This window comes from Kitasatospora sp. NPDC059827, assembly GCF_042731675.1.
In the GTDB taxonomy this organism is placed as follows: domain Bacteria; phylum Actinomycetota; class Actinomycetes; order Streptomycetales; family Streptomycetaceae; genus Kitasatospora.
Genome location: NZ_JBHWIV010000021.1, coordinates 61798 through 75756, shown reverse-complemented (window position 1 = coordinate 75756; position 13959 = coordinate 61798). Strand labels below are relative to the sequence as shown.

At 76.3% G+C, this 13959-nt stretch carries 5 protein-coding genes and 1 pseudogene; 5 read left to right on the top strand and 1 reads right to left on the bottom strand.

Annotation, left to right across the window (positions count from 1 at the left end):
• Positions 1-269: 269 nt before the first annotated feature.
• From eccCa to ACFV8H_RS16090, 4 genes are all read left to right on the top strand, one after another.
• A complete protein-coding gene (gene eccCa / locus ACFV8H_RS16105; protein WP_380400238.1) occupies positions 270-4307 on the top strand; it encodes a type VII secretion protein EccCa in 4038 nt (1345 codons plus the stop codon).
• On the top strand, positions 4304-7681 hold the full coding sequence (locus ACFV8H_RS16100) for a hypothetical protein (RefSeq protein WP_380400144.1): 3378 nt from the start codon (positions 4304-4306) through the stop codon (positions 7679-7681). Before eccCa ends, ACFV8H_RS16100 begins: the two co-directional genes overlap by 4 nt.
• Positions 7678-8073 (top strand): hypothetical protein, encoded by a 396-nt coding sequence (locus ACFV8H_RS16095; RefSeq protein WP_380400142.1) that lies wholly within the window; start codon positions 7678-7680, stop codon positions 8071-8073. Before ACFV8H_RS16100 ends, ACFV8H_RS16095 begins: the two co-directional genes overlap by 4 nt.
• 161 nt (positions 8074-8234) lie before the next feature.
• Positions 8235-8603 (top strand): hypothetical protein, encoded by a 369-nt coding sequence (locus ACFV8H_RS16090; protein WP_380400140.1) that lies wholly within the window; start codon positions 8235-8237, stop codon positions 8601-8603.
• Positions 8604-9369: 766 nt separating this feature from the next.
• Here ACFV8H_RS16090 and ACFV8H_RS16085 read toward each other — a convergent pair.
• Positions 9370-10211 (bottom strand): annotated as a pseudogene (locus tag ACFV8H_RS16085) (IS5 family transposase).
• A 2566-nt stretch (positions 10212-12777) separates the two neighbouring features.
• On the opposite strand from ACFV8H_RS16085, the gene ACFV8H_RS16080 reads away from it, so the two are divergent.
• Positions 12778-13875, top strand: a complete 1098-nt coding sequence (locus tag ACFV8H_RS16080) for a sugar ABC transporter substrate-binding protein (RefSeq protein ID WP_380400137.1) — start codon at positions 12778-12780, stop codon at positions 13873-13875.
• Positions 13876-13959: the final 84 nt, after the last annotated feature.

The window sequence follows — 13959 nt, the reverse complement described above, 5'->3', positions numbered from 1 at the left end:
GGCGGGTGCGGGGTTCAATCCGGGCCGCCCGGGCCCGCGCCGCACGGGCCCGGGTGCGGCGGGCGCGGGTGTGGCGGGCCCGGGTGTGGGGGCCCGGGTGTGGCGGGCGCGGGCGCGGGGGCTGAACCCGGGAGGGGGCGCCGTCCGTGGCCCCTAGGAGGACGGCTCCCGCGCGGCGGGGCACTTCGCGGCCGTCCCCGCCGGTGCGAGGAGCGCTTTCGTTGAGTGTGGTAGTGGTCGAGCGTGCGCCGCGGCGCCCCGGGCCGGCGATGCCCGACGGCGAGATCCAGTTGCAGGAGCCGCCGGTCCTGCCGCAGTCGCAGAGCGGCATGTCGAGTGTGATCACGATGGCGCCGATGGCGCTGAGCTCGCTGTCGATGGTGTTCGTGTTCCTGCGCCCGGGTGAGGGCGGCGGGGTCATGACGTACGTCGCGATGGGCATGATGGGCCTGTCGGCGGTGGGCATGCTGGTGACGTCGCTGCTGCGCGGCTCCAGCGACCGCAAGCGGGAGCTGCGCGCCGAGCGGCGCGACTACCTGCGCTACCTGGCGCAGATGCGCCGTCAGGTGCGCGGGCACATCGTGCGCCAGCAGGAGGCGCTGGCCTGGCGCCACCCGGCGCCGGGGTCGCTGGCCTCGCTGGTGCGCACCTCGCGGCTGTGGGAGCGGCGCGCCGCGCACCCGGACTTCGGGGACGTGCGGGTCGGGGTGGGGCACCAGCGCCTGGCGGTGCGCCTGGCGCCGCTGTCGACCAAGCCGGTGGAGGACCTGGAGCCGCTGTGCGCGCACGCGCTGCGCCGTTTCATCCACGCCTACGGCACGGTCGCGGACCAGCCGATCGCGGTGTACGTGCGCGGCTACGCCCAGGTGCTGGTGCGCGCGGACGAGCGGGAGGCGGCGCGGGCGCTGGCGCGGGCGATGCTGGCGCAGCTGGCGCTGTTCCACGCGCCGCAGGAGCTGCGGATCGCGGTGGTGTGCGAGGCGGGGCAGCGGGCGCGGTGGGAGTGGACGAAGTGGCTGCCGCACGCGCTGCACCCGCAGGACGTCGACGCGCTGGGGCCGGTGCGCCTGGTGGCGGGCTCGGTGGCGGAGCTGGAGCAGGTGCTGGGGGCGGAGTTCGCGGGGCGCGGGCCGTGGGAGCCGGAGGCGCAGCCGGGCCGGGAGGAGCCGTTCACGGTGGTCGTGCTGGACGGTGTGGCGGTGGGTGCGGGCAGCCGGGCGGCGCTGGCGGGGTGGCGCAACGCGGTGCTGCTGGACCTGGGTGAGGCGCTGGAGTGGAAGCCCTCGCGGCACCGGTTGCGGTTGCGGATCGAGGGCGGGCGCCTGGCGATGGTGGGGGCGGACCGCAACCACCGGGACGAGGAGAGCGCTCTGGGGCGGGCGGACGCGTTGTCGCTGCCCGCGGCGCGGCGGCTGGCCGCTTCGCTGGCGCCGTACCGGATCGGGGACGGGAAGGAGGGCGGGGAGCCGCTGGCGGGGGACTTCGACCTGGCGTCGCTGCTGGGCGTCCGCGACCTGCACGGGCACGACGTGGCGGCGGGCTGGGCGCGCGGGGTGGCCGAGCGGCTGCGGGTGCCGCTGGGGATCGCCGCGGACGGCACGCCGGTGGAGCTGGACATCAAGGAGTCGGCGCAGGGCGGCATGGGGCCGCACGGGATGCTGATCGGGGCGACCGGGTCGGGCAAGTCGGAGCTGCTGCGCACGCTGGTGCTGGCGCTGGCGCTGACGCACTCCTCCGAGGTGCTGAACTTCGTGCTGGTGGACTTCAAGGGCGGGGCGACGTTCCTGGGCCTGGAGCGGCTGCCGCACACCTCGGCGGTGATCACCAACCTCGCCGACGAGGCGGCGCTGGTGGACCGGATGCGCGACGCGCTGCACGGGGAGCTGGTGCGCCGTCAGGAGCTGCTGCGCTCGGCGGGCAACTACAGTTCGCTGCTGGACTACGAGCGGGCCCGGGCCGGCGGTGCGGCGCTGGAGCCGCTGGCGACGCTGTTCGTGGTGGTCGACGAGTTCTCCGAACTGCTGGCCGCGCACCGGGACTTCATGGACCTGTTCATCATGATCGGGCGCCTGGGGCGCTCGCTGGGGGTGCACCTGCTGCTGGCCTCGCAGCGCCTGGACGAGGGGCGGATGCACGCCCTGGAGTCGCACCTGTCCTACCGGATCGGTCTGCGGACGTTCTCGGCGATGGAGAGCCGGGGCGTGCTGGGGGTGCCGGACGCCTACCACCTGCCCTCGCAGCCGGGCAACGGGTTCCTGCGCAGCGACATCGCCACGCTGACCCGGTTCAAGGCCGCGTACGTCTCCGGGCCCTACCGGGCGCCGCGCCCGGTGGCGGCGCGCCGCCAGGCCGCGGCGGGGCAGGTCGCGGTCTACGGCACCGGGTACGTGGCGCCGCGTCAGAGCGCCGTCGTGGCGGAGCAGGAGACGGAGCGGCAGTGGCAGGAACGGGAGGCGCAGGCGGCCTCGGGGCGCAGCCTGCTGGAGATCGCGGCGGACAAGCTGGTGGACGCCGGTCCGCCGGCGCACCCGGTGTGGCTGCCCCCGCTGGGCGTGCCGGCGACGCTGGACCAGTTGCTGGCGCCGCTGGCGGCGGTGCCCGGGTGCGGGCTGACCGCGCAGGACGATCCGGGCCGCGGCGCGCTGCGGGTGCCGGTGGGCGTGGTCGACAAGCCGTTCCAGCAGGTGCGCGACCTGCTGGTGGCGGACCTGTCGGGTGCGGGCGGGCACGTGGGGGTGGCGGGCGGGCCGCAGAGCGGCAAGTCGACGCTGCTGCGCACCCTGGTCGCGGCGCTGGCGCTCACCCACACCCCGCGCGAGGTGCAGTTCTACTGCCTGGACTTCGGCGGGGGCACGCTGTCCTCGCTGCGCGCTCTGCCGCACGTGGGCGCGGTGACCGGGCGCCACGACCCGGAGCGGGTGGTGCGCACGGTCGCGGAGGTCAACGCGATCCTGGCGCGGCGCGAGCAGCGCTTCGCCGAGCTGGGCATCGACTCGGTGGCGGCGTTCCGTCGGGCGCTGGCGCAGGGGGCGCTGGACGGGGAGGGCCACGGTGACGTGTTCCTGGTCGTCGACGGCTGGAACACGGTGCGTCAGGAGTTCCCCGACCTGGCGCCGGCCCTGACGCTGATCGCCCAGCGCGGCCTGAACTACGGCATCCACCTGGTCGTGGGCACCACCCGGTGGGGCGAGGTCAGCGGTGCGCTGCGGGACCTGCTGGGCACCCGGTTCGAGCTGCGGCTGGGCGACCCGGTCGACTCCGCGATCGGGATGCGCGTCGCGGCGACCGTGCCCAAGGTCCCCGGGCGCGGGCTCACCGGTGAGGAGCTGCACTTCCTGACCGCGCTGCCGCGCCTGGACGGCCAGGGCAGCACCGAGGACCTGGGCGAGGGCGTCGCCGACCTGGTCGACGCGGTGGCCGAGCACTGGAGCGGCCCGCGCGCGCCCGAGGTGCGGATGCTGCCGCTGCACCTGCCCGCCGCGGCGCTGCCCGCTCCCCAGGGGCGGCTGCGGGTGCCGCTGGGTGTGCAGGACGTGTCGATGGACACGCTGTGGCACGACTTCGAGGAGTCGCCGCACCTGGTCGTCGTCGGTGACAGCGAGTCCGGCAAGACGAACCTGCTGAAACTGGTGGCCGCCGGTATCACCCGCGCCTACGGCACCGACGAGGCGCGGATCATGCTGGTCGACTACCGGCGGGTCCTGCAGGGCGCGGTGCCGCCGGAGTACCGGCTGGGCCACGCCGTCGCGGTGGACGTGCTGCGCCAGATCGTCGACGGCGCGGCGCGGGCGATGGGCAACCGGCTGCCGGGGGCGGACATCGCCCCCGAGCGGCTGCGGTTGCGGGACTGGTGGGAGGGCCCGGAGCTGTTCATCCTGGTCGACGACTACGAGCTGGTCTCCGGTTCTCCCGGCGGCATGCACGCCCATCCGTTCGCGCCGCTGCTGGAGTACCTGGCGCAGGGCTCCGAGCTGGGTCTGCACCTGGTCGTGGCGCGCAGTGCCAACGGGGTGGGGCGGGCCTCCTCCGACCAGTTGCTGCGCAAGCTCGAAGAGGTCAACACCCCGGCGCTGCTGCTGTCCTGCCCGCCCAGCGAGGGCTTCCTGTTCGGCAACACCAAGCCGCGGGCGCTGCCCCCGGGCCGGGCCCTGCACATCACCCGGCGCCGGAGCGTGCAGGTGCAGACCGCGCTCGTCGACGACACGGACGACGGCGGCACGGGCGGCGGCGGCGGTGGCGGCAGGGGCACGGACGGCGGCGGCGGCGCGGGCGGCGGCGGGAACGGGGACGGGGGGTCGGGGCGGTGAGCGCCATCGAGCAGGCCTTCGGGGCACGGCGCTGGCTGACCCGCCGACGCACCGACACCGACACCACCGCGGCCGCGGCCGCGGGCCCGGCCGCGCTGCACGAGGCGGGCCCACACTTCGTCATCGCGCCCGGCAACGCGTCCGGTATCGAGCCCGGCAACGCGTCCGGTGGCGCGTCCGGTGGCGGGGCGGCGGCGCTGCCGGGAGCGCTCACCGACGCGCTGGCCGCGCTGGAGGCCGTACCCGGCACCGTCACGGTGCTGGCCGCGGCCCCCGACGCCCAGCCCGTCCTGCTGGAGCGCCTGGGCGACCTGGCCCGCACCGCCGCCGAGCGCGAGGCCGCCACCCTGGTCCTGGCCGCCTCCGCCCTCGCGGCACCACCCGCCTCCGGACGCAGGCCCGCGCAACGGATCGCCGAACTGGCCGCCACCAGCATCGTGGCCCCGGACGGACTCGTCACCCTGCGCCCCGACGGCACCCTGCTGACCACCGGCGCCACCGACACCGAAGCGTCCTCCTGGTGGCTGTTCACCCCCGACGGACGCACCCGCCGACTCGGGCCCGTGTGGCCACTGCCCCGAACCGGCAGCACGGGCACGGGTACGGGCGCGGCACGCGGGCGCGCGGACACCGGCACCGGCAGCGCCAGCGGCACGACGGCGGCCGTGGCAGCCGTCGTGGCGGCCACCCCGGCGACACCCGCGACGACCACGGCACAGGCGTCCGGCGGGCACGTCCGCGCCCCGCACCCCCTCGCACCGGACCCCACCCCCCTGCCCACCGGCCCGGTTGCACCGGCGGCGGCACCGGCACCCTCCCCCACAGCCCCCGCCGAGACCGCGACCCAGGCTGCGGCGCAACCAGCCGCCGCACCGGACCCAACCCCCCTGCCCACCAGCCCGGTTGCACCGGCGGCGGCACCGGCACCCTCCCCCACAGCACCCACCGAGACCGCGACCCAGACAGCGGCGCAACCAGCCGCCGCACCGAACCCAACCCCCCTTCCCACCAGCCCGGTTGCACCGGCGAAAGGCCCGGCGCCCTCCCCCACAGCCCCCGCCGAGACCGCGACCCAGGCTGCGGCGCAACCGGCCGCCGCACCGAACCCAACCCCCCTTCCCACCAGCCCGGTTGCACCGGCGGCGGGACCGGCACCCTCTCCCACGGCACCGGCCGAACCCGTGGCCGAACCTGTGGCCGGGCCCGCGAAGGGCACGGTCGAGGCGCTGGTGACCGTGCTGCCGCACGGCTTGTGGTTCCACGGCGCACCCGTCCCGGCCGCCGTGCCGGCCGCCCTGCTGCGGGCCGCCGCGGCGCCCGGCATCCCGGTGCTGGTGGTCGGCCGCCCGCAGGCGCCCCTGCCGCCGGCCGCCGATGTCGCCGCGATCGCCACCGCCGCCGTGCCGCCCCTCCCCTCCAATGCCCGTCCCGCCGAGCTGCTGGTCAGCGCGCCGTGGGCCGAGACCTCGCAGCTCGTCGCCCTGGCCGGGGCGCTCGCGGTGGCCCTCGGTCACGACGTGCGGGCCGCCGTCGGCCTGCCGACACCGACCGCGAGCGGCTGGTCCTCCCGCGTCCTGGGCGCCGACGGGGCCCCGGCCTGGGAGCCGTGGCTGACCGAGCTGACCGCCTGCCGCGAGCTGGGGCGTGTGATCGCCTCCGCGTGGCGTCCCCTTCCCGCGGCCTTCGCCGACTGCGGCCCGGCGCTCCATCAGGCCCCGGTCGCGGGCTGGCGCCTGGAGGCCGTCCCGGCCGGGCTGTGGCTGCGGCCCGAGCAGGTGCCCGACGACCGCGGCCCCCGGCTGCTCGCCCCGGACCCGGCCCGGCCGACGCTGATCGCGGGCTCGGCCGACCGGCCGGCGCCCGCCGAGGTCCTCGCCGTCCTGGAGGACCTGGTGTCCGCCCTCACCGAACCGGGCGCCCCCGCCCCGCGACTGCTCCTACCCGCCACCCCCACCCCCACCCCCGCGCCGCAGGCCCCGCAGGCCCCGCAGGCCCCGTTGGAACCCATCGCCCCGGCCACGGCGGCGACCGTCACCACGCAGAGCACCACCGTCCCCGACTCCCCCACCCCGCAAGCCCCGCCGGAACCCATCACCCCGGCCACCGCGGCGACCGTCACCACGCAGAGCACCACCACCTCCGACACCCCCGAGCACGGCAGCGAGCCACTCACCCCACCCGAACCCATCGCCCCGGCCACGGCGGCGACCGTCACCACGCAGAGCACCACCGTCCCCGACGCCTCCGCACCGTCCCCCGGCCCGGCCGCACCGGCAGGCCCGCAGGAGCCGTACACCACCCCGGCCGAAGCGCAGGGCCCCATCGAGCCCCCCGCCCCGCCGCAGAGCACCCCCACCCACGGCTCCCCCGAACACGGCGACGAGCGGCTCAATCCGCCCGGGCCGAGCGCCCCGCAGGAGCCGCACACCTCCCCGGCCCCCGTCGAAAGCACCGGCGAACCACCCACCCCGACCGCCGCCACCACAACGGAGGGCCCCACCCCCGAAACCCCCGACACCCCCGGTTCCGCCGGTTCCGCCGGTTCCGCCGGTTCCGCAGCCGGGCCCCGTCTCCTCGTCCCGCCCGCCGCCGGCGCGGGCGTGGCCGGCCGGGTGTCCACGGCCGCCGAGCGGGCCGCCTTCCGGGCGCTGCTGGGTACGGACTTCCACCGCTACGCCAGCCGCGCCGAGCAGGCCGCGCTGCGGATGCCGGCGCTGCGCGCGCAGGCCCGCGACGACCTGCGGGACGATCTCGCCGCGGTCTACCTCCACCACGCCGACACCGGCATCCCGGTGCACCGCGCCGAGTTGGTCGAGGCCGCCCGCCGCGGCGACCACGCCACCGGGCCGCTGGCCCCGTACCTGGCCTGCCTGGGGTCGGGGCTGCGGCGGCTGCCCAACCACCGGGGCGCGGTGCTGCTGGGCGCCGAGGCGGGTGAGGAGGTGCTGGCGCGGTACGTGCGCGGCGCGCTGCTGGTGGAGCCCGCGCCCGTGGTGGGGACCGCGCAGGCGGAGGTGGTGCCGGGCACCGGCGTGGAGTTCCTGGTGTGGTCCGCCACCGGCCGGCGCACGTCGGTGATCGCCGAGGAGGGCGATCCCGAGGTGGTGTTCGGGCCCGGCACGCGCTTCCTGGTGCTGGACGTCCTGCCCGGCGGCCAGGACCGCCCGGCCCGGGTGCTGCTGCGCGAGGCCGGCCCGGCGGGCGCTGCGGCCGGGACCGGGGCCGGGGACGAGCAGGACCGCGCCCGGCTGCTCTCCTGGCAGGCCCGCCGCGACCAACTGCCGCCCGAACGCCTGCGGGCCCCGGCCCGACCCGAGCGGCTGCGCCTGACCCCGGGCGTGCGGCCCGACGACCCACAAGGAGTTCCCTCATGACACATCAGGAGCAGTACACGCTGTACCGGCAGGAGGCGAAGCTGCTGGCCGCGGTCGGGGAGCACGTCCACCAGCAGGTCGGCCGGGTCACGGTGCGCCTGCCCGCGGAGCTGGCCCGGGCCGCGATGGCGGCCTGGGAACGCGACGACGAGGGCGAGCTCGGCGAGGAGACCTGGGAGGAACGCGAACAGAGGGACCAGGCCGGCGAGTTGGCGCTGATCGGCCTGGCCCTCACGGAGGACGGCCGCCACGAGGGCGAGGAGGTCGTCGTCGACCTGCACGTCGGCTCCGTGGGGGCCGCCTTCCGCGCGTACATCGAGGCGGCGGGGCCGGCGTTCCGGCAGACGGGCCCGGCCTACCCGCCGCCCCCGCAACCGGACCCCGACGCCTGACGCCTGACGCCCGGCCCCCGTAGCACCTCCCGGCGCCCGGGACGCGCCGGCGCGCCCCTGTCGGATGTCAGGGACCGCCGGCGGGCGCGCGTTCCTACGCTGACGAGCACCGGCCCGCCCGGACCACGGGCGGGGCCGCGCCACCAGCGAGGGAGAACCCCATGCGAAGGATCACCCGTGCCCTGACCGCCGTCGCGATCACGGCCGCCGCGCTGACCACGACGGGCATCACCAGCGCCGGCGCCGCCGTCACCGGCGACTGGGCGGGCTGCCCGTCCGGCGCCGTCTGCCTCTACCCGCAGGACCAGAACCCGGCCTCCTCCCCCAGCGCCGTCTACTGGAGCTACGGCGCCCACAACCTCAGCGGCCAGTACGGCAACCACTGGGTCCTCAACAACCAGACCGGCGGCGCCCACGCCCACCTGTGCCGGAACAGCGGCGGCGGCAACTGCGTGTACGACATCCCGGCCCAGAACGGCGTCTACTACGACCTCGGCCCGATCAACTCCATCACCCTCGACCGCCCCTGACACACCACCACCCCGAACCGGGGTGCCCGCCACACCCGGGGGAAACAGCGGGCACCCCACCCCCACCCCCCACCACACGCCCGACACCACGCGAAACCGGCCCCGACACACCCCACCCGCACCAACGCCAGGACCGGCCAAATACACAGGCACGACCAACCCCCGCCACCCGACTCCACGACCCTCAACCACCCCGGGCCGGGGCGCCCGCCACGTCGAAGGCACGGCGGGCACCCCCACCCCCCGGGATCCCGGCACGCCCGGCACGCCCGGCACACCCACCACGGCACAAAACCGGCACGCTCCACCCACACCACACCCGGGCCGGCGAAGTACGCGGGCACGACCAACCCCCGCCACCCGGCCGCCCGCCGGAGGATCCGACCCCGGCGACCGGCGGCGGCCTGTACCCGGCCCAGGCGGAAGCAGCCGCCGCAGACGGGGCGGGCGAGCCGACCCGGCGAGCGCAGCACATCCCCGCCGAAGACCGCGCCCTCACCCGCCGACCCAGGCACAGGACACCGGAGCCGGCGGCATACCCGTCGCTTCAAAGTGAGGCTCACCCGTTCCGGGGTCGATGATCATCTCGGACATGGGGTGCGGCGCGTCCGTCCGGCTGGTGGTCACCGCAGCCGCCAACGGTCAGGTCCGGTTCGACACCCTTGGGACGAAGGACAGGCCGGCCCCCGGCCCGGTCTTCGGGGATCGGTACCGGGCGTGGGCGACCAGCGGGAACGAAGCCGATGCGATGTGAACGCACCGCAGCTCAAGCCCCATTGAGTCGCCGGAGGCAGAGGAGGCCGCAGGCCGGTTCGAACAGGCCCCGGTGGAGACCGGCACGGCGTTCGCAGCGGATGCGCAGGCGCCTGAACCGGTGCAGCCGGGCGAACGCCCGCCCCACCACCCCAGCGGACCCTGCCGAGGCCGGAACCGTGGGCGACACCGCGGCACGCGACCACGGGCTTGGTACCGCACTTCCACAGCAGGCGGCGGTACTCGCCGAAGCCGTAGCCCCGGTCCGCGCACAGCGGCGCGGCCTGCGCCGAGGACGCCCCCGCGGGCCACGAACCGACGGGACCGCATCCAGGAGCGGTACGAGCCGGGTGACATCGCGCCGGCTCCCACCAGCGAGGGTGACGACGAGCGGGATGCCATCCCCGTCGACGATCAGCTGGTGCTCGCAGCCGGGACGGCCCCGACCGACCGGCGACCGACCGACCGGCGACCGGCGACCGGCGACCGGCGACCGGCCAACGTGATCCCCCCTTTCAGCGCCCGCACATGCGACCCCGTCCACGGCGCAGTCGTCCAGGTCCCGCAGGCCGGCACGGCGCAACCCGTCCAGTAGCGTGGCGCGCGGACGCGGCCAGACACCGGCCTCCGTCCAGTCCGAGGCCGGCACCGAGCCGCCACCCCTGAACAACCCACGACCCGCGCGGGGACATCGCGCCAGGCGACACCGGTCCCCAACACCTACAAGACACCGGCGAGCGCGGCCCGGTCAGCAACGCGCAGCCGCCCCGGGCGACGGCAACGCCGCTCAGCCGCAGGCGGCAGCAACGGGGCCACTCGCCCCCACAGGTCGTTCGGCACAAGATCAGCACGCACGCGGACACCCCGCCGACCAAGACCACCGAGCGCAGGACCCGGCCCCACGGCACCCACCGGGCGGGGCCGACGCCGACGCCAACGCCGACGCCGACGCCGACGCCGGTGCGGGCCGGATGGACGGCGCAGGCACCGCCCCGAGCGGGCGGCCTACCCCGACGGCCGGGGGCAGGGGCGACGCCGCCGACGAAGACCTGACCCCACCGCACCCACCGAGCAGGGTCGACGCCGGTGCCGGTGCCGGTGCCGGCGGGGTAGGCGGCGCCGGCACCGGTGCGGGCGAGGTGGGCACGGACAACCAACTCCCGCCGCTCGGCGGCCCGCTGGAGGATCCGGCACCGGCTCGCGGCAGCCTGCACCCGACCCAGGCGGAAGCTGCCGCCGCAGACAGGGCGGGCGAGCCGGCCCGGCGAGCGCAGCACATCCCCGCCGAAGACCGCGCCCTCACCCGCCGACCCCGCGCGGGACGCCGGAGCCGAAGGGTGCGACCCAGGGCCTGTTCGAGGACGCGACCTGCGCCGACGGCGCAGGCACCGCCCCGAGCGGGCGGCCTGCCCCGGCAACCAGGGCAGGGGCGACGCCGCCGACGAAGACCTGACCCCACCGCACCCACCGAGCAGGGTCGACGCCGGTGCCGGTGCGGGCGGGTGGACGGCGCCGGGGGTCGAAGAAGGCGAGGCCGTCGACGGACAGGCGACACACGGCGCCGGGAAGACCGGAACCCAACTCCCCTCCCGGCCAAGGGCGTTCCAGCCGACATGGTCGCCGTGCGGGTGGGCGTGGACGACGATGTCGACGCCCTCGGGTCGGATACCGGCCCCGGCGCACAGGCCGAGGGCGGCCCCCGCGGCGGTGGAACATCAAAGTTCCGCGGCGTTCGCCGTCGCCACCGCCACCGACACCGGTGCCGACCACGACGGTGCACGCCCGGTCACACACCACCCCGGCCCGCAGGGCACCGAGGCGGGAGCTCGACGAGGCCGTAGCGGTCGGCGCCGGCCCGGCGCCGGGCGCCGCCGGTGAGGCCGGGCCCAACCGGCCCGGCCTAAACGAAGGGACCCCGCCACTCCAGGATCCCGACGATCCGCGCGCCCCCCGACGCCGACCCGCCCCATGGCCGCCCCTCCCGCCGCGCCGCCCGTCCGCGGGTCGACGCCACACAGCCCGGGGCGAGCCGCTCACTACCCCACCGGCCCGCCCGGATACACGATCGGCCCGGCGGCCCGGCAGCCCACTGCCCCGATCCGTCACGAACGCGGCCGGCGACGCGATCGCCGCGGCACGGGCGGACCGCCCCTCCCGCGAACGACCGGCAGCGGGGCGCCCGGGGGGTGCGGATCCCGGCACACGAAGGAGCGGGGCCCCACGCGGCGCCGTCCGACTCCTTCCGCCCACCGGCCGCAGGCGGCAAACCACTACCCCCGCCCCTGCCCCTGGACCGGGGCGACGCGACGACGACGCACAGCACCGTACGCGCCCTTCCCGACCGTGAGCTGACGCACGATCAGGCCAGAACGCCGCCCACCCCCGGCGCCCCACCCCCGGCCAGGGAACAGGGCGCAGGCGCCGGGCGGGCGGGAGGATGCGGGCGAAGGCGCGGGCGGTGCCGAGCCACTGGGCGGCACGTACCGGCTCGACCGCGGCCCGGGCCACCCCCGCACGCACGAGCCGCCCGCCGTCGCCCACCCGCCGACCGGCCGCAGGCGGCAAACCACTACCCCCGGACCAGGGCGACGCGCCGCCGCCGACGCACGGCACCATACGCGCCCTTCCCGACCGTGAGCTGACGCACGATCAGGCCACAGCGTCGCCCGAGCCGGACACCGCCCCGGGGCGTCCCACCCCCGGCCAGGGAACAGGGCGCAGGCGCCCGGCGGGCAGGAGGATGCGGGCGAAGGCGCGGGCGGCGCCGAGCCGCCGTACGGCACGTACCGGCCCGACCGCGACCCGGGCCACCCCCGCACACGCGAGCCGCCCGCCGTCGCCCACCCGCCGACCGGCCGCACCGGCGACCGGCCCGAACTACGTGCCGCCGTCGACCTGTTGGGCGCGGAGCCCGCCGCCGATCCCCCCGGGGGCCGACCAGCCGCACCGGCCCCGATCGACCTGCCACCGGTCCACCAGGTGCGGGCCTGGACCACCCGGCCCGGCACCGGGGCCCGGGGCACGGCACCGGCCGACCCGGTGCCGGCCGCAGCACCGGCCGCTCACACGGGCCCCTCCCGCACCACCCCCAACCCGCCGCTCCACCGCCCCGCGGCGCCGGGCACCGACCCGCCGGAGACGGCGGCCCGCCCGGCCGGCCACGGCAGCGCCCACCCACGCCCGCCCGCCCACGCCTTCGCCCGCGCGTTCGACACCACCCCCGACCAACCGGGCCCTTACCGTGCCGCGGCCCGTGCTGGCAAGCGAACACGCCGCCGAGACCGGAAGCGTTCACGAAGATAACGAATAGCAGGCGGCTCCTCGGAGTCTGGTTTTACTTCTTGACGCCATGTACGCGGTCAGGGTTGACTCCCCCCACCCCCGCCGCACCGCCGCGGCGTCCCCAGGGAGAGGCACCCGTATGAACGCCGTCCTGCGTCGCGTACTCGTCCCGACCGTCGGCCTCGCGCTGGCGCTTTCCATGACCGCCGCCTGCGGCAAGGCCGGCGGCGACAAGAAGGACTCCGCCGCCTCCGGCGACACCACCTCCATAGGCCTGCTGCTGCCCGAGAACGCCTCCTCCGTGCGCTACGAGTCCTTCGACCGGCCCTTCATCGAGGCCAGGGTCAAGTCCCTGTGCGCGCAGTGCAAGGTCCTCTACAACAACGCCGAGGGCAGCGCCGCCAAGCAGAAGCAGCAGTTCGACACCCTCCTCACCCAGGGCGTCAAGGTGATCATCCTGGACGCCTACAACGCCAAGTCCACCCAGGGCTGGGTCCAGGAGGCCGCCGCCAAGGGCGTCAAGGTCCTCGCCTACGACCGCCTGGCCACCGGCCCGGTCTCCGCCTACGTCTCCTTCGACAACGAGAAGGTCGGCGAACTCCAGGGCCAGGCCCTGCTGGACGCCCTGGGCCCCAAGGCCCCCGACGCGAACATCGTCATGATCAACGGCGACGAGGCCGACCCCAACGCCGCCCAGTTCAAGACCGGCGCCCACAAGGTCCTCGACGGGAAGATCAAGAAGGTCGTCTACGAGCAGTCCGGGCAGTGGGACCCCACCGTCGCCGGACAGAAGATCGCCGCCGCCGTCACCGAACTCGGCAAGAACGGCTTCCAGGGCGTCTACTCCGCCAACGACGGCATGGCCGGCGCCATCATCACCCAGCTCCACGGCTCCGGCGTCAACGTCCCCGTCGGCGGCCAGGACGCCGGCCTCGACGCCATCCAGCGCGTCGTCAACGGCGACCAGGCCTACACCATCTACAAGGCCTACAAGCCCCTCGCCGACAACGCCGCCGAACTCGCCGTCGACCTCCTCCAGGGCAAGGACGTCAAGTCCGTGGCCACCACCACCCTCGACAGCGACACCGACAAGAACATCCCCGCCAAACTCCTGGACGCCAAGGTCGTCACCAAGGCCAACATCGCCCAGACCGTCATCGCCGACGGCCTCTACAAGGCCTCCGACATCTGCACCGCCGACTACGCCGCCGCCTGCACCACCGCCGGCCTCAAGTAACCACCCCCCGCCCCGAACCGGCCAACCCCCGGCCCCCCGCGGCCCCCGTCCCGGACAACCCGCCCACCGGACAACCCGCGCACC

Excerpts from the sequence above, each read along its gene's own strand:
- ACFV8H_RS16080 (WP_380400137.1), top strand. The coding sequence starts at position 12,778 with ATGAACGCCGTCCTGCGTCGCGTACTCGTCCCGACCGTCGGCCTCGCG.
- ACFV8H_RS16095 (WP_380400142.1), top strand. The coding sequence starts at position 7,678 with ATGACACATCAGGAGCAGTACACGCTGTACCGGCAGGAGGCGAAGCTG.
- eccCa (WP_380400238.1), top strand. The coding sequence starts at position 270 with ATGCCCGACGGCGAGATCCAGTTGCAGGAGCCGCCGGTCCTGCCGCAG.
- ACFV8H_RS16090 (WP_380400140.1), top strand. The coding sequence starts at position 8,235 with ATGCGAAGGATCACCCGTGCCCTGACCGCCGTCGCGATCACGGCCGCC.